This is a genomic window from Niastella yeongjuensis (assembly GCF_900110245.1).
GTDB lineage: Bacteria > Bacteroidota > Bacteroidia > Chitinophagales > Chitinophagaceae > Niastella > Niastella yeongjuensis.
Genome location: NZ_FOCZ01000021.1, coordinates 1 through 23,805, shown reverse-complemented (window position 1 = coordinate 23,805; position 23,805 = coordinate 1). Strand labels below are relative to the sequence as shown.

Annotated in this window: 4 protein-coding genes; all 4 read left to right on the top strand. The window is 47.1% G+C overall.

The features are described 5' to 3' along the window. Positions 1-3: 3 nt before the first annotated feature. Positions 4-6,651: a non-ribosomal peptide synthetase gene (locus BMX95_RS31870; protein ID WP_081202143.1), complete on the top strand. Its 6,648-nt coding sequence runs from the start codon at positions 4-6 to the stop codon at positions 6,649-6,651. Continuing rightward, entirely contained in the window at positions 6,648-14,492 is a 7,845-nt protein-coding gene (locus tag BMX95_RS31865) for a non-ribosomal peptide synthetase (RefSeq protein ID WP_090519707.1), read from the top strand. Before BMX95_RS31870 ends, BMX95_RS31865 begins: the two co-directional genes overlap by 4 nt. Before the next feature lie 30 nt (positions 14,493-14,522). Continuing rightward, positions 14,523-22,445 (top strand): non-ribosomal peptide synthetase, encoded by a 7,923-nt coding sequence (locus BMX95_RS31860; RefSeq protein WP_090519704.1) that lies wholly within the window; start codon positions 14,523-14,525, stop codon positions 22,443-22,445. Next, positions 22,438-23,805: type I polyketide synthase (locus BMX95_RS31855; protein WP_143067627.1), on the top strand; the 1,368-nt coding region annotated here is incomplete at its 3' end. The genes BMX95_RS31860 and BMX95_RS31855, both read left to right, overlap by 8 nt.

Below are 23,805 nucleotides of genomic sequence, written 5' to 3'. Positions count from 1 at the left end.
CTGATGAAAGAGTTATTAAGACAAATAAGGGATAATAACATTTTGCTGGAAGTAGTGGATGGCAAGTTGCAGGTCTTTGCCGGCGATTCTGAGATCCATCCGGGGCTGTTGTCCGCAATAAAAGAACAGAAAGCGGAGTTGCTGCAGTTCCTGGCTGATAATGATCAGGCAGGATTTGAAAAAGGATATACTACGAATATTCCTCTAGTACCCGTTCAGGAAAATTATCCGTTGTCATCGGCGCAGTATCGGTTATGGCTCGCCAACCAGTTGCCAGGTGCCAGTGTTGCTTACCATATGGTGAAGAGTTATGTGTTGGAAGGAAACGTGAACGAAGAAAGTTTTGTTATTGCATTTGATCAATTGATCGCCCGCCATGAAAGTCTGCGAACAATATTTAGGGAGAATGAAGAAGGCGCAATCCGCCAATGGATCCTGCCATTAAAACAAACAGGATTTCAACTGTCCTGTCACGATCTGCGTTATGATGCGCAAAGAGAGGAGGTGCTGAAACGCGAGGTACAAGAACAGTGGACCACTCCATTTGACCTGGCTACAGGTCCGCTGATCAGGGGCAGTTTGTTCAGAACAGATAATACTACCTGGGTGTTTTCGTATGTAATGCATCACCTTGTCAGCGATGGCTGGTCAATGGAAGTGATGCTGAAAGAACTAATGCAGTTATACAGTGCCTGCTGTTCTGGTCAACAACCTTCACTAGCACCCTTACGTATTCAATATAAAGATTATACGGCCTGGCAACAATCGCAGTTGACCGGCGCCGCTTTTGACCGGCATAGATCCTATTGGCTGGAACAGTTTTCCGGTGAATTGCCTGTACTGGATCTGCCAATAGATAACCCGCGTGCAGCTGTAAGAAATTACAAGGGAAGTGTAGTTCGAACTGCTTTCAACGACGAGCTCGTTAAAGGGTTGAAGGGCCTGGTTACAGACCAGGGAGTTTCCTTTTTTATGGGGTTGTTATCGGGTGTGTATACATTCTTATACCGGTATACCGGTCAGGATGATATTATAGTAGGAAGCCCCATTGCCGGGCGGGAACATGTAGATCTGGAAGACCAGATAGGATTATATGTAAACACGCTGGCTTTAAGAAACCGTTTCAGCGGATCAGATACTTTTAAAGCGCTACTGAATAAAGTAAGCCGGGTTCTGCTGGATGCTTATGAACACCAGGCTTATCCGTTCGATGAACTGGTAGTCGAATTAAATGCCGCTACAGATAGAAGCAGGAATGCTTTGTTTGATGTAATGGTTGTGTTTCAACCCGGGGGTATAAATAAGGCTGCAGATGACCGGGAAAACATTAGGGTAACCAGGTATGAAGGGGTAGAAAACCAAACCAGTAAATTCGATCTCAGTTTTGTATTTATAGAGTCGGAAGAACAATTGTTCCTGGAAACAGAATACAATTCAAATCTCTTTAACCAGAGCACCATAGTTCAGTTTGTAACTCATTTACAGCAACTAATAACTGCTGCAATTGAACATCCAGCCACGCCTGTTATGCAGCTGGAATATTTGACTAATGAGGAGCGGCGGCAATTGCTGGAAAGATTTAATAATACAACCGTTGATTTTTCAGCCGATACCACTTTAATTAAACTCTTTGAAGAACAGGTAAATAAAACCCCTGATAAAATAGCAGTTGTATTCGAAACAACAACCCTCACATACCGGGAATTGAATGATCGATGTAATCGGTTGGGCAATTTTTTACGAGTAAATTATCACATTCAACCCAATGACCTGGTAGGGATAAAACTGAATAGAAGTGAATGGCTGATGGTTGCTATTTTGGGCGTACTGAAAGCAGGGGGTGCCTATGTTCCTATCGATCCGTCCTATCCCCGGGAGCGGGTTGATTTTCTGGTAACCGACAGCCGGTGTAAAGTGGTGATTGATGAAGAAGAACTGGCATTGTTTACAGCAACTCAAAATGATTATAGCGGAGATAATGGGGAAGGGATAAATAAGCCAACAGATCTTGCTTATGTATTGTATACATCCGGATCTACCGGGCAGCCAAAAGGTTGTATGCTTGCACACCGGGGGGTAATCAACCGGATAGAGTGGATGTGGAATCAATTCGGTTTTGAAACCAGCGATGTCATTCTGCAGAAAACCACTTTTACTTTTGATGTATCTGTGTGGGAAATATTTATGCCCTTGTGCCTGGGTGCCCAAATGGTGGTATGTCCACAGGATGATAACAGATATCCTGAACGGATCTTATCCCTCATAGAAAAATACCAGATAACCTGTCTGCATTTTGTTCCTGGCCTATTACAGGCTTTTATAAATTCTTTGTTTGATCGTTCCGACATCCACAGTTCCTTACAAAGCCTGCGACAGGTGATAACCAGCGGCGAAGCTTTATTGCCCCAAACGGTTAAAGCCTGGTACGAAAAAACAGCCACGCCTATATATAATTTATATGGTCCAACCGAGGCTTCTATCGATGTTACCTATTATGTTACGGCAGCAACGGATACTGTAATACCCATTGGCCGCCCAATATGGAATACGCAAATGTATATTACAGATAGCGCCGGCAGGTTGCTGCCTGTTGGCGTTGCCGGTGAGATTTGCATTGGCGGGGTGGGACTGGCAAAAGGATATTTGAACAGGCCTGAACTGACTTCGGAAAAGTTTGTAAACAATCCATTTATAAACGCAGCGAAAATCTATAGAACAGGTGACCTGGGCCGGTGGTTGCCCGATGGCAATATAGAGTTTATAGGAAGGGTAGATAACCAGGTAAAGATCAGGGGATATCGGATTGAACTGGCAGAAATTGAAAGCGTGCTGCAAAAACATCCGGCTGTTGATGGGGCAGTCGTTATTACCCGGAGTAGTGTGGAAGGCGGTAAGGAGCTGATCGCTTATATCGTATTGCGGGAAGACCTGGACGGGGACGAGCTCAGATCGTACCTGATGAGCGTGCTGCCTGCCTATATGGTGCCTGCTTATTTTGTACGGTTAGCGGATCTGCCCCTGACCTTCAGTGGTAAAGTAAATCGTAAAAAGCTGCCCGACCCTGATGGGCTTGCCATAGCGGCCAGGACAGAATATGTTGCCCCACGTAACGACATGGAAGAAAAGGTGGCGGCATTGGTGGAGGCCGTAACAGGCAGGAAGCGGCCGGGAATGAAAGATAATTTTTTTGCATTAGGCGGCGACTCCATTAAAATAATCACCTTTACTGTTGCTGTCAGAAAACAATTGCAGGTACAGGTAAGTGTTAAAAACTTATATGAAACCGGCATCCTGGAAGATTGGGCTGCCTATATCAGTGCAGAAAAGAACAACCATAACAAAAACGGAGTATATAGCGATTGGGCGATCGGATTGGAAGAAATAGCACGCATAAGGTTAGCTGTAGAAGAAGAAGATCAATTGAAGAACAGGTTGCCTGCAGTGTATGACGATCTTTATCCGCTCGTTCAAATAGAGCAGGGAATGATCTATTCTTCTTTGCTGAATCCTGTGGATCCTGTTTATTATGATCAGTATTCATTTATTATAAGACTTAAAGATCCGGAACAGTTTAAGGACAGGTTACAGCAACTGGTAAATCGGCATTCCATTTTAAGGACGAAATACTACATCAACAGTTTCAGCCATCCAGTTAAGGTGGTGGTGCCTGAAATAGACCTGCCATTTACTTTCAATGACCTGTCGGGGTTGCCGGATAGCGAACAGAAAAATCGGCTTAAAGAATATATCGGGGAAGACCTGAACATAAGGTTGACTTTTGACGGTGAGTTGTTGTGGCGCGTTAATTTGTTCAGGTTAGCCGATGATACCTACTTTATAACCTACAGTGTTCACCATGCTTTATTAGACGGTTGGAGCATGGCGGTTTTTAAAACCGAGATTATGAATGCGGACAGTGGAACGCTGCCACTGTTGCCCTATAGCTATAAAGATTATTGTGCTATTTGTTTAGGCAGAAAGCGGGTAAAAGGCATAGAGGACTACTGGAAGAACCTGCTACAGGGTTATACCAGGAATAAATTGCCCTTCAACTATAAAGGAGTGAGGATAAGTGAGGCCGGTGGTATGCGGAAGGTGAATACCACCATTGATGAACAGTTACTAAAAGACCTGACCCGGCTGGCTGCTTATTACCAGTTGTCGTTTAAAGCAATTTGTGTGGCGGCGCATATTTGCCTGCTGCATATTGTGTGTGCAGAAGATGATATTGTAACCGGCATCGTTACTCATGAAAGACCGGAAATAGAAGGCGGAGAAAGTATGCTGGGCTGTTTTTTGACTACCATTCCTATTCGGGTCCGGTTTGATCAGCAGGTTGATGTTTTATCGCTCTTACAGCAGGTAAATAATTATCTCAGCGGTGTTAAGCCTTATGAGATACACTTAAGCGAGATCGCCGCAATGATTGGTGAGAAGACCAGCTTTGGCAACCCGGTTTTTGATACCCTTTTAAATTATACCGACTTTCATACGTTTTCTAAAATAAGTGGGAATGATTTTATAAATATCCTGGAGGCAGGAAGCCACGACCCGGAGTTGGAGCTATCGAACGAAATGACGAATACCTTATTTGATGTGGAAGTGAGCAAAACGCTCGACCGGTTTACGGCAAGGATCAAATATGCGCCGGGTTACTTTAATGAGGAAGATGTACGGTATGCGCTGAATATTTATGTGCGGATACTTGAAACTTTTGCAAAAGATATACATACGCCCCTGGCTTCACTGAATATATTGACAGCCCAGGAGCGCCAGGAAATACTGGTAAACTTTAATGCCACCCAGGCTCCATATGCAGTCGAACTAACGCTTGATAAACTGTTTGAAATACAGGTAGCCAAAACACCCGATGCCATTGCCCTGAGGCAGGATGGGATCAGCTTTAGTTACAAAGTCTTAAACGAACGGGCTAACCAGCTCGCGGCCTGCCTGCTGGCCAATGGCGTGAAAGCAGGAGATAATATCGGTTTGTATGTGTCGCGCAGTTTCGACATGATCATTGGGATGTATGGCATTCTGAAAACAGGTGCCGCCTATGTGCCCATCGATCCTGAGTATCCGGCAGACAGACAGGAATACATTGCACGTAATTCGGGCGTTACAATCATAGTTATAGATGCAGCCTCTCTTGCTGGTAATAAGGTGGAAGGAATGCAGCTTGTCAGGATTGACGAGATCGCGTTATCTACTTTTAGTAAAGAGAATCCAGGTATAATACACGATAGCTACGAACTTGCTTATACGATCTATACATCCGGTTCTACCGGTAAACCCAAAGGCGTGATGATTGAACACCATTCGGCAGTTAACCTGGTTGAATGGGTAAATGATACTTTTAGGATTAGCGCCAATGACCGGCTTTTGTTTATTACCTCCATGTGTTTTGATTTATCGGTGTACGATGTGTTTGGGATGCTGGCAGCCGGTGGAACTGTAGTGATTGCCCGAAATGAAGAAGTACAGCAGGTTGATACATTGAAAAAATTATTGAAGGAAGAACGGATCACTTTCTGGGATTCCGTTCCTACCACTATGAACTATCTTATTGGTGAGCTGGAAGCCGCGAAAGATGATTTTGTACAACACGACCTGCGGCTGGTATTCCTGAGTGGCGACTGGATCCCTGTACACCTGCCGGACCGTATCCGGCCTTATTTTCCGAGTGCGGAACTGATAAGTTTAGGAGGCGCCACAGAGGCAACTGTGTGGTCTAACTATTATCCTATTAATGAGGTACATCAGTCGTGGAGCAGCATTCCCTATGGCAAGCCGATAAAGAATAATACATTTTACATTCTCGATGATAACCTGCAGCCGGTTCCCAAAGGAGTGGCGGGCGAATTATACATTGGCGGGGTAGGCGTGGCAAGGGGATATGCCAATGATCCGGAGAAAACAGCCGCCGCTTTTAAACCAGATCCGTTTGGTGATCGACCCGGTGGAATTATGTACAAGACCGGCGATCTTGGCAGGTTACTACCTGATGGCAATATGGAATTTCTGGGAAGAAAAGACAACCAGGTAAAAATAAGGGGTTTCCGTGTTGAGTTGGGAGAGATTGAAAGCGTGCTGCAAAAGCATGAAAATATAAAAGGCGCCATAGTAGATATCTACAACGATGCAGCCGGTATGAACCAGCTTTGCGCCTACCTGTTGGCTGATGAGCTACCGGCGATCAATGAAATAAAAGAATACCTCAAAGGCAGATTGCCTGCCTATATGATACCGGGGCATTTTATGGTCCTTGGATCCTTTCCGTTGAACAGTAATGGCAAGATTGACCGGAAGGCACTGCCGCGGCCATCGGCAAGCGAAAATGATGCTTTGTTGCCCGCTATACCGCCCGCCACTTCAACGCAGGTGCAGGTGGAAAAAATATGGCGGTCCATTTTAAATACCGGCAGCATAAGTATACGCGATGATCTGTTTGAGTTGGGTGCCAACTCCCTGTCGGTGGGGGCTTTTGTAAACCGGGTACAACGGGAAATGAACCTTACGCTGAATATCAGGAATGTATTTGTTGAGCCTACCATCGAAGCGATCTCGAATGAAATAGATAAAATTAAATGGGCCAGTGGTGATCTGTATACAACAGAAGACATTAGCGATACTGAAAACTTTTTGATATGATTGCCGATTTGTTTGAAAAACTGAAAGCATTAAACGTTACTGTCCGGGTTGTTGATGGCAGCCTTGATGTAAAGGCACCAAAGGGCACTTTAAATCAGGAATTGCTGGCTACTATCAAAGCGCATAAGGACGAGCTGATCAGTTTTATAGATACGTACAAAAAAACAAATGGCGCAGGGGCGCAGATCCCCCGGGCAGATGAACAGTTGTCTTACCCGCTGTCGGCCGCACAACGCAGGCTTTGGGTAGTAAGTCAGACCGAACAGGCCAGCATTGCCTATAATATGTCTGGCGTGTACCGGTTCGAAGGCAATCTCGATCAAAAAGCGCTGGAGCGATCCTGTTACGAAGTGATGCGGCGTCATGAAAGTCTGCGCACTGTATTCCGCGAAAACGAGGCGGGAGAGATTCGTCAATTCATTCTACCTGCAGCTATCTCACAGCCGCGTTTGGTATACCACGACCTTCGTCAGGAAAAAACGCCCGAGGAAGGATTGCCGCGGTTATTACAGGCAGACCTCAACAGGCCGTTTAAACTGGATGCCATGCTGGTGCGGTTGTATCTGTACCGGGTACAAAACGATCAATGGGTCTTTGCCTATGTGGTACATCACATCATCAGCGATGGGTGGTCGATCAATATCCTGATCCGTGAAATAATTTCATTGTATAATACGTATGTGAACGGCACAGTAGATCCATTGCCGCCACTGCCTATTCAGTATAAAGATTATGTGGTATGGCAGCAGCAGCTCAATGAAGGCGAACCGGCTCATAAAGCCTGGTGGTTGCAGCAATTTGAAGGGGAACTGCCGGTATTGCAATTACCATCCGATCACATCCGCCCTGCCGTTAAAACGTACAATGGTGCATTCTACAGTAAAATGATGGAGGCATCTACTACTAAGGCCCTCAAAGTATATTGCCACAAACAGCGCGCAACCCTGTATATGGGATTGCTGGCAACGGCTTATGCGCTGTGCTATCGATACACCGGTCAAACGGATATCATTATTGGCAGTCCTGTTGCCGGGCGGCAGCATGCCAATCTGGAAAACCAGATAGGGTTTTATGCCAATACCCTGGCTTTACGGGCTCAGTTTAAAGATGGGGATCCGTTTAACGAAATATTGCAACTGGTAAAGGAACTGGTAGCAGGGGCATTTGAACACCAGTCGTATCCTTTCGATGAACTGGTAGAGGCGTTGCAGCTGCAGCGGGATGTAAGCCGCAATCCTTTATTCGACATACAGGTATTGCTGCAAAACGCAGATAACAATGCCCTGCAGGATCTGCAGGGGTTGGCAATCGGGAAATACCAGGGCGCTGCCCGCTATATAGGTGCGTTTGATCTGGTGCTGAATTTTGTGGAAACCGGAGACACCCTGGACCTGCGGGTCATTTATAACCCCGATGTGTATAGTGTTGGTAACATAACACAATTGACAACGCATTTTGAACAATTGCTGGCGGCAGCAGTCAGAGCGCCCGATTTACCGGTTCATCAATTGCAATACCTCACTGAAAAGGATAAACATCTTCTCTTACATGAATTTAATGATACGGCGGTCGAATTTAACGGACCTGGTAATGTGATTGCATTATTCAGGAAACAGGTAGCCCGGATTCCCGATGCAATAGCGGTGGTTTTCGACAATATCCGATTGACGTATCGGCAACTGGATGACCAGTCCGATTTGCTTGCCGGTTATTTGAGGGAGCATTGTAACATAGGCAAAGAAGAGCTGGTAGGGGTGTTGTTAGACAGGTCTGATAAAGTAATGATAGCTGCCTACGGCATTTTAAAGGCCGGTGGGGTATATGTTCCTATTGATCCCGAGTATCCCAGAGCAAGAAAGGAATTTATAATGCAGGATACCGGGATAAAAATACTGATAACAAAAACTGATTATATTTTTGACCTGGAGTATTATGCAGGAGCAGTTATTGCGCTTGATGTTCAGCTACATGATTTTAAGAAGACGGAGGTGCCATCTGCTGATTCCATCGCTGCCAATCAACTGGCTTATGTGATTTATACATCCGGGTCAACCGGACAGCCCAAAGGGGCGATGATAGAACATGGCTCGTTGGCCAATTCCATGCAGGCCATGAATGCCATTTATGAAATAAAACAAAAGGAAAAGTTTCTTCAATTCTATTCCTTATCCTTCGATGTATCGGTGTTTGAAATATTCTCTGCCCCGGTGGCAGGCGCCGAAATGCATATTATTAAAGAAGAGGATAAAAAGAATCCGGCATTGCTTGAAGCCTTTCTCGTAAACAATAATATTGATATTGCCGGGTTGCCGACTGCCCTTTTACATCAGTTACGAATAGATAAACTGCATACCCTGCAAAAGCTGATAGTAGGGGGTGAGCCTTCCAATCCCGATGATGTGGCTGCGTTTGTAAAGAAAGGGACCCTGTTTAATGCATATGGACCTACCGAAGCAGCTATCTGTACCTGTTTGTTCCGGATCAATAAAGGGACCTTATTTACTTACAGAAATATTCCCATTGGTAAACCGATCGCTAACGATCGCATTTACATTCTCGATAAACATGATTCCCTTTGTGGGGTTGGTGCTGTGGGCGAGATCTGCATTGGTGGTGCAGGACTGGCGCGCGGCTATTTAAACCGCCCGGAACTGACAGCGGAAAAATTTGTAGCAGATCCTTTCCGGCCGGGAGAAAGGATCTATCGTACTGGTGATTTGGGAAAATGGCTTCCCGATGGAAACCTGGTATTTACCGGACGTAAGGATGAGCAGGTTAAGATCCGTGGCTATCGCATAGAGTTAGGCGAAATAGAAACAGTGCTGCAGGCATATGAAGGCGTGGAGGCTGCTTTGGTAATGGTACAAGCCGATGAAGCAGGTGCAAAGGAACTGGTGGCTTATGTAATCGGTAATAAAGCGTTACAGGTACAGGAACTGCGTAGCTGGTTGTTGGGTTATCTACCTGGTTATATGGTGCCTGCGCATTTTGTGCAACTGGCAGAGTGGCCGCTGACAACCAACGGAAAAATAGATAAACGTAATCTGCCTAACCCCGCCGGTGTAGCTTTAGGCGGATGTTCAGGTTATACAGCCCCACGAACCGAAGAAGAGCGGGTGCTGATAGCGATTTGTGAAGAGGTGTTAAAGAAGCAACGCATAGGCATCCAGGATGATTTTTTTGTGCTGGGCGGTGATTCCATCAAATCGATCCAGGTGGTAGCACGGCTGAAGCAACAGGGATTCTCCCTGCCGATCCAGGATGTTCTGTTATACCCGGTGCTGGAAGAACTGGCAGCACGCATTAGCAGCAGTGGTCGTTCCATTAACCAGGAACTGGTAACAGGCCTTATACCATTAAGTCCAATACAGCAATGGTTTTTCGCCAACAACAGTGGCAACAGCCATCATTATAACCAGTCGATCTTATTACAAAGCAAGGGTAGATTGTCTGAAGCCGCCTTGCGGGCCGCACTCGATGAACTGGTATTACACCATGATACACTGCGGATGGTGTACCGGCAAACCGCCCAGGGATGGGTACAGGAAAATCTTGGCCGGGAGCAGCAGTATGGTTTCGAGATAGTGGAAGTCGTGACGCCGGAAAACTTTGAACAACACTGCGAGCAGGTGCAATCGGGCATCCGTCTGCAGGAAGGTCCGCTGCTGCGGGTCTGTTTGTTCCGGGGTGCGGAAGCCGACCGGTTGTTGCTGGTGATCCATCACCTGGTAACAGACGGGGTCTCGTGGCGTATACTGCTGGAAGACCTGGGCAACCTGTATGAGCAGTTTCTGTCGGGTTCGCCGCTGCAATTACCCTTAAAGACCGATTCTTTTAAGTACTGGATGCAGCAACAATTAGAGTACAGCAACAGTGCTGTGTTGCAGCAGGAAGAAGCATGGTGGTCTTCGCTGGCGATTGAGCCCCATCCTTCAATTCGAATAGACAATAGCGAAGGAAGCAACCTGGAAAAGGACCGGACATCGTGTTCATTTATGCTCGATGAACAGTTGACGGAGCAGTTGTTTACCAGGTGTTATAAAGCATACCATACAGGAACCAATGATATCTTATTAACGGCGCTGGGGCTGGCCATGTCCTCAATGACGGGCATAGACCGGTTGTTGATCAGTGTGGAAGGCCATGGGCGGGAAAATATAGGAGCCGAAACCGATCTGAGCCGTACGGTGGGTTGGTTTACGACGATGTATCCTGTTGTACTGGACCTGAGTTACCGCGACAACCGGATCGCGCAGCTAATAGCCATCAAGGAGCACCTGCACCGGGTCCCTAATAAAGGGATCGGTTATGGCATTTTGCGATATTTAAAAGGACGCACACATGGTCCGGATCCACAGATCAGTTTTAATTACCTGGGTGATTTTGGTGACGGAACAGCGGCAGGGGCAAATAATCCCCTAGGGGAATTATCGGGCGAACCGCAAGGCAATCGCATCAGTGCGGAGCGGCAGCGGGAGACGGTGCTTGATGTAACAGGTATTACTGTAGGGGGCAAACTGCGGTTGTCGGTAAGCTATAGTAATAAACAATATAACCAATCAACCATAGAAGAACTGACCGGGGTATACCGGCAGGAACTGGAAGCACTGATAAGGGAGCTGTCGGTAATAACCACCGAGCGACTGACACCGGTAGACCTCACGTGGAAAGAACTAAGTGTGGTGCAATGGGAGTCCTTAAACCGCGATGAACAGCTAGAGGATGTATATCCATTAAGTCCCTTGCAGGAAGGGTTGTATTACCAGTGGCTGATGAACCCGCGTGCCGGGGCGTATTTTGAACAGATGAGTTATGGGGTCCAAGGCGAGCTGGACCTTGGGTTACTGGCCAGGAGTTATGAACTGCTGGTGCAGCGACATGCGGTACTACGCACTTGTTTTAGTAGAGAGCTTGGAGAAAGGCCGTTGCAACTGGTAAAGAAAACAGTGGCGGGTGGGTTCCACTATGAAGATAAAACAAGAGACCCTGATTTTTCCATAGAGGCCCTGCGTGCCGCAGACCGGTCGAAGGGTTTTGATTTGCACCAGGGTTCGCAGATGCGACTCACTCTGACAAAGCTGGACCAGGAGCGGTATGAGTTTGTGTGGAGTCATCATCATATCTTAATGGACGGTTGGTGTGTAGGTATTTTGATCAAAGAGTTTTTTGAGATCTACTACAGTCTTCAACAGGGCCGGGAACCTGCCCTGCCCAAAGTGCATCCATATGCGCGATATATTGACTGGCTGGACAAAACAGATCAAAGGACTTCGCTGACATATTGGACGGATTATCTGGCCGGCTATGAAACGCTTGCCAGTATTCCACACAAGTTGTTGCAGCCGGGCAACAACTGGCAACCAAGAAGACGTGCATTTACTATTGAAGGCGAGGTGCGGCAGTCGATCAGGACCTTGTGTGCCGGTCTGGGCATAACAGAGAACACCTTTATACAAATGGCCTGGGCGATCGTATTGAGTAAATACAATAACACAACTGATGTAGTATTCGGCTCCGTGGTATCGGGCCGGCCCGAGGAACTGGAAGGCGTGGAGAATATGATCGGGTTGTTTGTCAATACCATACCGGTTAGAATTAGCATCCAGGAAAGTACAGGCATTGCAGAACTGTTGAAAGCAGTTCAACAGGAAGCTATCCAAAGCAGACCTTATCAGTATAGCCAGTTGATAGAGGTACAGTCGGCCAGTGTGCCGGGAAAAAATTTATTCGATCACATCTTAATATTTGAGAATTACCCGGTGCAGGAGATGGCGCATGCCCATGGAACGGGTGGCCTGACAGTGATCGATGCAGGAGTGAACTGGCAAACCAATTTTGATCTGTCGGTGATGATCATTCCGCAGGAAACAATGCGGATAGAATTTGTGTATAACGATCAGTTGTATGAGGAGACGCAAATGGCGCGCCTCCAGTATCACCTGCAACAGGTAATCGGGCAGATGGTACAACACCCACAGGGCACTACGGGAGATATAGACTTCCTGCATCCGGAAGAAAGAACCCAATTGCTAACTGAGTTCAACGATACCTCTGTTGCTTATCCGCGCCAGCATACCCTCATCAGCCTGTTTGAAGAGCAGGCAGCAAAAACGCCCGACGTGGTGGCGCTCGTATTTGAAAATACGGAACTCACTTACCGGCAATTGAATGAACAGGCCAACAGGCTGGGTCATTACCTGCGCAGCCAATATGGGATTCTGGCCGACGACCTGGTAGGAATACAATTGGAACGAAACGAACGGGCGGTACTGGCTACCCTGGCCGTATTGAAATCAGGCGCCGGTTGTGTACCGATTGATCCGGCAGCTCCTCCTGTTCGCATCGATCAAATGCTCGCCGATTGCGGATGTAAAGTAATAATCGACGAAAAAACTTTTACGGCAATTGAAAACAATGCCGCATTATACAGTATAAATAATCCCCCGGCTATCAATACACCTGATAAGCTTTGTTATATAATATATACCTCAGGTTCTACCGGAAGGCCCAAGGGCTGTATGCTGGAGCATCGCGGGGTGATCAATCACCTTTTTAGTAAGCTCAATCAGTTGCATCTGCAGCAGGGAGAAGTGTTATGCCATACCTCCGAACTGCATTTTGTGGGTGGCATCTGGCAGTTATGGGGACCACTGGTTACCGGTGGACGGGTACTGCTGTGCAATAAGGAAGAACTGGCAAACATAGAACAGCTGCTGGTGAAAGCCAATGCCAACAACGTGCGTATACTGGAAATTATACCTTCCCAACTGAATGAATATTTATTGTATGAAGAACAACTGCCACTGGGTAGTATTAAAACGCTGATCCTGACAGGCGAAAAGCTCACCCCTTATTTTGTAAATAAATGCTATAAAGGAAATGCGGAGGTGGAAATTTTCAATACGTACGGGCAAACCGAATCATCGGATGTGACAACCTGTTACAAAGTGCCGCCAACCGGATTGTTGGAAGACAAAGTGTTGATCGGTAACACTATTCAGAATATGCGGCAATACGTTGTTTCGGCCGATGGCAGTTTATGTGCTACAGGTGTGGTAGGAGAGATCTGGACCAGTGGTGTTGGGGTGAGCAGGGGGTATATCAACCAGCCTGAACAAACGGCAATTCGTTTTACCGATAATCCTTTTCACAAGGGGGAGCGGTTGTACCGGACCGGCGATCTGGGTCGCAGATTGCCTGATGGACAACTGGAGATTGTGGGAAGGAAAGACAATCAGCTAAAGATCCGCGGATTTCGTGTTGAACCGGGCGAAATAGAGGCGGCCTTACTGCAACAGCCGGGAATTGAAGAAACAGTGGTGCTGCAATATGAGGATCAAAAAACAACTGAAAAATCGCTGGTCGCCTACCTGGTGTGCCGGGAGGAACCTGATCTGCAACACCTAAGGGCCAGTCTTGCGCAAACCATGCCTGTATATATGCAGCCTGCCCGATATGTATTGCTGCAAAAAATGCCCCTGTTGCCAAATGGAAAAGCAGATAAGAAAGCATTGGCCGGCTACGAAGCAACAGCATTCAACCGGGAGACAGAACATGTAGAACCGGTGACTGAAACAGAGATCCGGCTGGCAGTGATCTGGCGTGAAATTCTCAATAAAGAAACAATTAGTACCAAGGATAATTTCTTTCACATCGGCGGTCATAGCCTTAAGGCAATCCGACTGGCGAGCCAGATCCACAAACAGTTTAATATCAACCTCAATCTTTCCACGCTGTTCAATAAGCCTACCATTGAAAGTCTTGCAGATGAAATAGAAAAGACAGGCTGGGCCAATAATGAACTTTTTGAAATCGATGACGTGGAGAAAGTCTCAATATAAAAGGTAATTCCTGACAGTTAATGCTTCTATATGGCCTTTGCATTATATAAAAAATTACAACAGCTTAAGGTTAACATCAGCGTAAATAACGGGCAATTAGACGTTGAAGCACCTAAGGGTGTTTTAACCGGTACATTGCTCGATGAAATCAGGTTGCATAAAAAAGACCTGATCGAATTAATTACTACCTACAGAAAGAAAAAAGCGCTGTATGATGCCATCCCGGTTGTGGCTCCGCACGCTCATTACGCGCTGTCGTCCCCGCAACGGAGATTGTGGCTCCTGAGCCAGCTCCCACAGGGCAATATTGCCTACAATATTAGCCGGGTATTTATTTTTGAAGGCGAGCTGAATTTATCATCCCTGCAGTTTGCTTTCAGTAGTCTCATTGAACGGCATGAAAGCCTGCGAACCACCTTTGGGGAAGATGCGCAGGGGCATCTCGTTCAAATAATCAAGGCGGCAGAAGTTATAGGATTTAGTGTGACCGATCATGACCTGCGCGGGGAAGCAGATCCCGGCGCCGCAGCAAAAGAGCTGGTGCAAGAGGCATATAACCGGCCTTTCGATTTAGTGAATGGTCCTTTATTACGAGCTGCTTTATTCCGTATTGCTGATACTCAATGGGTGTTTGCGTTTACCATGCATCATATCATCAGCGATGGCTGGTCGATGAATATTCTTGTTCGTGAGTTGATGGCGTTTTACTATGCACATAGTAACGGCGTAACCTATGAACCGGACCCTTTACGCGTACATTACAAAGATTATGCTGTCTGGCAACAGCACCAATTGGAGTCAGGCGCCTTCGATATACATAAAACGTATTGGTTGCAGCAACTGGCAGGTGAGTTACCCGTGCCGGAGCTGCCTTATGATAAAACACGGGCTGCTGTCAAGACTTATAACGGCGGCATAGTCACGGTGCCTGTGCCGGAGGTTCTTTACCGGGGAATACAACAGTTTAGTCAGGAACAGGGCGGAAGCCTGTTTATGGGGCTGGTGGCCATGGTGAATCTTTTATTATACAGGTACACCGGTGAAGAAGATCTGATAACCGGCAGCCCGATTGCCGGCAGAGAGCATGCTGATCTGGAAAACCAGATAGGGTTTTATTTAAATGCACTGGCATTACGGGCCCGGGTAAAGGGTAATGATAATTTTCGCGACCTGTTCAGTCATGTGCGACAGATAACCCTCGAAGCCTATGAACACCAGGCTTATCCATTCGATGAATTACTGCAGCAATTGAACCTGCAACGTGATACGAGCCGGAACCCTTTGTTTGATGTTTTTATAGATCTGCAAACGGCGGGGACCTTTTCTTCAACACCTGCCATGCAACCGGAAAAATTGCAGGTAAATGCTTATGAAGCCACAACGCATGTTATAAGTAAGTTTGATCTTACTTTCCTGTTTATTGAACAGGATGGACAACTTAATTTATTGCTGGAATACAACAGTGATCTGTTTGAGCGGGCAACTGCTGAACGGATCGGCTTCCATTTCGAAGGTCTACTGAAAGCAGCCCTGTCCACGCCGGATCTGGCTGTGTCGAAATTGGATTATTTAGGGGAAGAAGAAAAGCATAAGCTGTTGGTTGCCTTTAACACAGTACCGAAAAATTATAACACATACAGGTCTGTGCTGTCCCTGTTTGAAGAGCAAGTAACTATGAGCGAGAACAGTACGGCAATAGTGTATGCGGGGAAGCGTCTCACCTATAAACAACTGGATGAGCAATCAACGAAACTGGCGGCCAGTTTGTTAAATGAATACCAGCTTCGCAAGGGTGATATGGTCGGGATACTGCTTGACCGGTCGGAAAAAATGATTGTTGCTATTTTAGGAATACTGAAGGCTGGTGGCGTGTATGTTCCCATTGATCCTGCTTATCCCAAACCGCGCATCGATTACATTGTTAAGGATGCCGGCTTGCAGTTGTTGATAACTGAAACAGCTTATATGTTTGATCTCGGCGATTACGCCGGACAAATCTTTTCCATCGACATTCAACTGGATACGTTACCACCTGCTGTCAATATTACACTGCCTGCCATCGATGAGATGGATCTTGCTTATGTGATTTATACTTCAGGGTCTACCGGGCAGCCGAAAGGTTGTACCATCACGCATGGTGGATTATCAAATTATATTCAGTGGTCAAATAATTATTACTTCCCGGGTTCCCGCAGGGCAAATTTTGGATTGTATACTTCCCTGTCATTTGACCTGACAGTGACCAGTATTTTTTGTTCATTGACCACCGGCGGCGCTTTAACCGTATACAAACAGGAGCAGGCAACAGAAGATATTCTACAGCATTATTTCCACCTCGACAGTGGCAATGACAGCATCAAACTTACTCCCTCACATATTAATTTGTTAGGCCATCTCGACATCCAAAGCAAGGCTGTCATTTGTGCCGTGGTGGGCGGCGAGCAAATAACACCACAGCAGGTGCATATACTTAAACGGATCAATCCTGCTATGGAGATCTATAATGAATACGGTCCTACTGAAGCGACAGTAGGCTGTATTGTAAAGTTACTACAGGAAGAAGAACCGGTGCAGATAGGCCGGCCAATAGCACAAACCCGTATTTATATGCTCGATGCAGCGCAGATGCTTTGTCCGGTTGGTGTTGTGGGCGAGATCTGCATTGGTGGGGCAGGACTGGCCCGTGGTTATTTGAACAATCCCCAACTGACGGAATTGAAGTTTGTGAATGATCCATTTCAAGACGGGGCCACCATTTACCGTACCGGTGATCTTGGCCGGTGGCGGGCTGACGGAAATATCGAGTTTATTGGCCGCCGGGATGACCAGGTGAAAATACGTGGATACCGGATTGAACCGGATGAGATCAGCAATGTGTTACAGCATCATGAGCACATACTCGAAGCCGCTGTTTTGACTAAGCGGAATGAGAAAGGTGAGCTGGAGCTGGTTGCTTATTTTGTAGGTAAAGTGACAATACATGCTGCTGTTTTGCGGCAATACCTGGCAGCACGGCTGCCTGCCTGGATGCTGCCGGCTTATTATATACAAGTAGAAAAGATACCACTCAATATTAATGGCAAGCTGGATAAAAAGGCATTGCCTGATCCTCATGGGATGTCGCATGAAACTGGTGTTCCATACGAAGCCCCGCGAACCGAAGAAGAACGGGTGCTGATAGCGATTTGCGAAGAAGTGTTAAAGAAGCAACGCATAGGCATCCAGGATGATTTTTTTGTGCTGGGCGGTGATTCCATCAAATCGATCCAGGTGGTAGCACGGCTGAAGCAACAGGGTTACACCCTGCCGATCCAGGATGTGCTGTTATACCCGGTGCTGGAAGAACTGGCAGCACGCATTAGCAGCAGTGGTCGTTCCATTGACCAGGAACTGGTAACAGGCCTTATTCCATTAAGTCCAATACAGCAATGGTTTTTCACCAACAACAGTGGCAACAGCCATCATTATAACCAGTCGATCTTATTACAAAGCAAGGGTAGATTGTCTGAAGCCGCCTTGCGGACCGCACTTGATGAACTGGTATTACACCATGATACACTGCGGATGGTGTACCGGCAAACTGCCCAGGGCTGGGTACAGGAAAATCTTGGCCGGGAGCAGCAGTATGGATTCGAGATAGTGGAAGTTGTGACGCCGGAAAACTTTGAACAACACTGCGAGCAGGTGCAATCGGGCATCAGTCTGCAGGAAGGTCCTCTGCTGCGGGTCTGTTTGTTCCGGGGTGCGGAAGCCGACCGGTTGTTGCTGGTGATCCATCACCTGGTAACAGACGGGGTCTCGTGGCGTATACTGCTGGAAGACCTGGGCAACCTGTATGAGCAGTTTCTGTCGGGTTCGCCACTGCAATTACCCTTAAAGACCGATTCTTTTAAGTACTGGATGCAGCAACAATTAGAGTACAGCAACAGTACGGTGTTGCAGCAGGAAGAAGCATGGTGGTCTTCGCTGGCGATTGAGCCCCATCCTTCAATTCGAATAGACAATAGCGAAGGAAGCAACCTGGAAAAGGACCGGGCATCGTGTTCATTTATGCTCGATGAACAGTTGACGGAGCAGTTGTTTACCAGGTGTTATAAAGCATACCATACAGGAACCAATGATATCTTATTAACGGCGCTCGGTCTTGCCTTGTCCTCGGTGATGGGTCTTGATCGGTTGTTGATCAGTGTGGAAGGCCATGGCCGTGAAAACATAGGAGCAGAAACCGATCTGAGCCGTACGGTGGGTTGGTTTACGACGATGTATCCTGTTGTACTGGACCTGAGTTACCGCGACAACCGGATCGCGCAGCTAATAGCCATCAAGGAGCACCTGCACCGGGTCCCTAATAAAGGGATCGGTTATGGAATTTTGCGATATTTAAAAGGACGCACACATGGTCCGGATCCACAGATCAGCTTTAACTACCTGGGCGATTTTGGCGACGGAACAGCGGCGGGCAGTAGTAATCCACTGGGGGAATTATCGGGCGAACCGCAAGGCAATCGTATCGGTCCGGATCGCCAGCGGGAGACGCTGCTGGATATAACAGGCATTACGATAGGGGGGAAGCTGCGATTGTCGATAAGCTATAGTAATGAGCAATATAACAAATCAACCATAGAAGAACTGACCAGGATATACCGGCAGGAGCTGGAAGCATTGATCGGAGAGCTGTCTATAACAACCACTGAGCGACTGACACCGGTAGACCTTACGTGGAAAGAACTGTCTGTGGCGCAATGGGAGGTTTTAAACCGCGATGAACAGATAGAAGATGTATATCCTTTAAGTCCCTTGCAGGAAGGATTGTATTATCAGTGGCTGATGAACCCGCGTGCCGGGGCGTATTTTGAACAGATGTGTTATGGGGTGCAAGACGAACTCGATCTTGCGCAACTGGCAAAGAGCTATGAACTACTGGTAGAACGGCATGCGGTATTACGCACCTGTTTTAGTAGAGAGCTAGGCGAAAGGCCCTTGCAACTGGTAAAGAAAACAGTGGCAAACGGGTTTCATTATGAAGATAAAACAACAGACCGTGATTTTTCCGTAGAGGCATTACGAGCTGCAGACCGGTCAAAGGGTTTTGATTTGCACCAGGGTTCGCAGATGCGACTCACGCTTATAAAGCTGGATCAGGATCGTTATGAGTTTGTGTGGAGTCATCATCATATCTTAATGGATGGCTGGTGTGTGGGCATTTTGATCAAAGAGTTTTTTGAGATCTATTACAGTCTGCAACAGAGCCGGGAGGCCGCACTGCCCAAAGTACAGCCATATGCGCGATATATTGAATGGCTGGGTAAGCAGGATCGGGAAGCCAGTCTTTCTTACTGGAAAAATTATCTGTCCGGTTATGATACTATGAGTGTGCTGCCTAAAAAGGAAACCGTGGCAAACCGGGCATTTTTACCGCAGTCTGTGGGTTTTTCTCTTGAGGAGTCACTTCGTCAATCCGTAAGGAATATTTGTGATGAGTTGGCGATAACAGAAAGTTCATTTATCCAGGCTGCCTGGGGTATTTTACTTTCCAGGTATAATAATACATCAGATGTGGTATTCGGCGCTGTTGTATCAGGCCGCCCTGCCGAACTGAAAGGTGTGGAAGAAATGATCGGGATGTTCATCAATACGATCCCGGTTCGGATTACAATAAATAGTACAGCTACTGTCGCAGCGCTTTTGAAAGCAACGCAACAGGCATCTATAAATAATGTAGGGGACAGGTATCTGCAGCTGGGAGAAATACAGGAAGCGCTATCACCCGGGAGGGAATTATTCGATCATATTATCTTATTCCAGAATTTCCCGGTTCAGCAACTGGTAGAAGAAAGTATGCCTGTGGGAAGTAAGGGCAATTCCCTTTCCATGACTTCTTTTAAGGTATTTGCACAAAATAATTTTGACTTCACTATGATGGTGAATCCGGCCCGCACCTTCTCTATCCGGTTTGATTATAATGGGAATATATATGCTGAAGACAAGGTGCGGCAGTTGCAGGAATGCCTCACACAGATCATTGAACAAATAGTGAACGATCCTTCGGCAGCGGTGAAGGATATTACCGGTTTAAGTGACGAAGAGCGGAACAAGGTATTGAGATCGTTTAACGACATTGTTCCCAACTATACCGGTTACCAGTCAGTGACCGCGTTGATCGAAGCCGAAGCTGTTCGCCATCCGGAAAATGTAGCCATTAGTTTCGGAAGCACTGCGGTAAGTTACCGGGAGCTGAATGATCAGGCGGGCAGACTGGCCGCATACCTGATAAATAATTATGGCATTGGAGCGAACGACCGCATAGGCATCCTGCTCGACAGATCGCCCCTGATGATCGTTGGTGTATTGGGCGTGTTGAAGGCCGGGGGTGCTTATGTACCCATAGACCCCGAATATCCCCGGACGCGAAGGGAATATATCTTGCAAGATGCGGGGGTAAAAGTTTTGCTTACTCAATCTGACTACATCTATGACCTGGATGCTTATCAGGGGCCGATAGTGGCAATGGACCTCCAATTAAGTGGAATAACCGATGCGCCGGTACATTCGGCTGCAACGGCAGGTGAGGCCCTGGCTTATGTGATCTATACTTCCGGTTCAACAGGAAACCCAAAAGGATGTGCTATTACCCATGGCAGTCTTTCCAATTATATTCAGTGGTCGAATAACTATTATTTCAGCAATGGCAAACCGGCCAGTTTTGGGTTGTTCACCTCGCTGTCGTTCGATTTAACTGTTACCAGTATCTTTTGCACCCTGACCCAGAGTGGCACACTCACGGTGTATCCCCAAACGACAGCATTGGCAGAAGTATTAATGCACAGTTTCAGTGCGGAAAGCAGTGTTAACAGCATTAAACTAACGCCTTCGCACATCGGCCTTATGAAATACCTGACTTTGTCATCCGATACCATGCGGCGGGCTATTGTAGGCGGGGAACAGTTGACGGCAGAACAGGTTGATATATTGAAAAAGATAGCTCCGGCAATTGAAATATATAATGAATATGGTCCAACCGAAACGACTGTAGGATGTGTGGTGGCCCGTATAGAACAGGGCGAACGGGTTGTTATCGGTAAACCTATTGCGCATACGGCTATCTACATTCTTAACGAGGATAATAATCCCTGCGGAACAGACATACCCGGGGAGATCTGCATTGCCGGTGCGGGCCTGGCCTATGGTTATTTAAACAACCCGGAGCTAACTGCCGCAAAGTTTGTGTCAAATCCCTATGGCGCGGGCGAACGTATGTACCGCACAGGAGATCTTGGCAAATGGCTGCCCGACGGCAGCCTGGTGTTTATTGGCCGCCGGGATGACCAGGTGAAAATACGGGGATATCGTGTGGAGCCGGGTGAGATAGAAAATGTAATACTAAAATATGAAAGCGTGGATACCGCTGTCGTGATGGTAAGGAGCAACAATGACGAACAGGAGCTGGCAGCCTATATAAAAGCAAAAAGCGAACTGGATCTGTCAGCTTTGAAGAGCTGGTTGTTGACCCGTTTGCCTGCCTGGATGTTGCCGGCGCATCTGCTGCAATTGGATTCACTTCCTTTGACGGTGAATGGTAAGATCGACAGGAGTAAACTACCTGCTCCGGGGGCATTCAACCGGCTGGAAAGCCAGGGCCATGAGTTACCCCGGAATGAAATAGAAGAACAACTGGTGCAAATATGGCGTGAGCTGCTGGGAAGAGCGCGGATAAGCATCACAGATAATTTCTTTGATGTGGGGGGCAATTCGATCCGGATCGTGCGTTTGGCCAGTCTTGTAAGCAATTTGCTTGGCCGGGAAATAAGTGTAGCCCTGTTATTTGAATACCCGAGTATAAAGGGGCTGGTGGATCATATTGTGCAGGAGCCGGTACCAGCTAACGAAGAAGTATATGAACAGGAAGAACTAATAACCGCATTTAACAAGTTTAATATTGAAGCGCATGAGTAAAGATAACGGATACAGTGGGCTGGAGGTAGCCATCATTGGGATGTCGGCGCAATTTCCGGGAAGCGATGATTACCGGCAATACTGGAAAAACCTGCAGGAAGGGAGGGAATCGCTTACCTTTTTCACGGAAGCCGAACTAAAAGCATTGCATATTGACGAAGCGCTGTGGCAGGATCCCTCTTATGTGCGGTCCTGCGGCGGGATTGTAAATAATAAAGATCAGTTTGATCATGGGTTTTTTGGTTACAGTCCGGAAGAAGCTGCATTAATGGATCCCCAGATAAGACTGTTTCACCAGCATTGCTGGCAGGCGCTCGAAGATGCAGGATATGCAGCTGCGGTTGATAATAAAAAGATTGGTTTATTTACAGGTGCTTCGGCCAATGCAAACTGGCAGCTGTATGCCCATGGGCAATTGGCGAATTCATCAGTGGACCCGCTGTATTTTAAAATGATCTCTTATGCCAATTTCATTGCCACCCTTGTTGCCTATAAACTGAATTTGAAGGGCCCGGCTGTATATGTTGATTCGGCATGTTCCACGTCACTGGTGGCTATTCATCTTGCCTGCCGGAGCCTGCTCACCAGGGAGTGTTGGATGGCGTTGGCCGGTGGCGTATCAATAAAGACAATTACTAAACAGGGATATTGTTGGCAGGAAGGAAAAGTTACTTCGAGCGATGGTCATTGCCGCGCATTCGATGCCGCTGCAACGGGCACATCAGTAGGGGAAGGTACAGGTGTCGTGCTGTTGAAAAGACTGCAGGACGCGCTCAATGATAAGGACCATATTTATGCGGTAATAAAAGCTACTGCCATCAATAATGATGGCAGTCAGAAAGCCGGTTATACAACGCCGGCTGTAAAGGGCCAGATGGATTGTATTGTAACTGCGCAAAAGATGGCTAATGTACCGGCGCACAGCATAGGGTATATCGAGGCACATGGCACAGGTACAAGATTGGGTGATCCGGTGGAAGTGCGGGCCCTTAACGAAGCATTTGCCACTGGCGGTAATAATAAATTCTGTGCTATCGGTTCTGTAAAAACAAATGTTGGACATCTTGATACGGCAGCCGGGGTGGCGGGGCTTATTAAAACAGCGCTGAGCCTGCAACACAAACAATTGCCACCGAGCCTGCATTTCCAGGAAGCAAATCCGGAGATCGATTTTGCAGGGGGGCCTTTTTATGTGAACACCCGCCTGCAGCCCTGGGCTCGCAACAGCAACTGGCCCTTACGGGCAGGGGTAAGTTCTTTTGGCATCGGGGGCACCAATGCACATGCCATCCTGGAAGAAGCTCCTGCCGTGCAGCCAACCGATGCAGGCCGTAGTTATAAATTATTAACGGTTTCTGCC

Bases quoted from the DNA above. Each gene is read 5' to 3' on its own strand.
- BMX95_RS31860 (WP_090519704.1), top strand. From the start codon at position 14,523: ATGGCCTTTGCATTATATAAAAAATTACAACAGCTTAAGGTTAACATC.
- BMX95_RS31865 (WP_090519707.1), top strand. From the start codon at position 6,648: ATGATTGCCGATTTGTTTGAAAAACTGAAAGCATTAAACGTTACTGTC.
- BMX95_RS31870 (WP_081202143.1), top strand. From the start codon at position 4: ATGAAAGAGTTATTAAGACAAATAAGGGATAATAACATTTTGCTGGAA.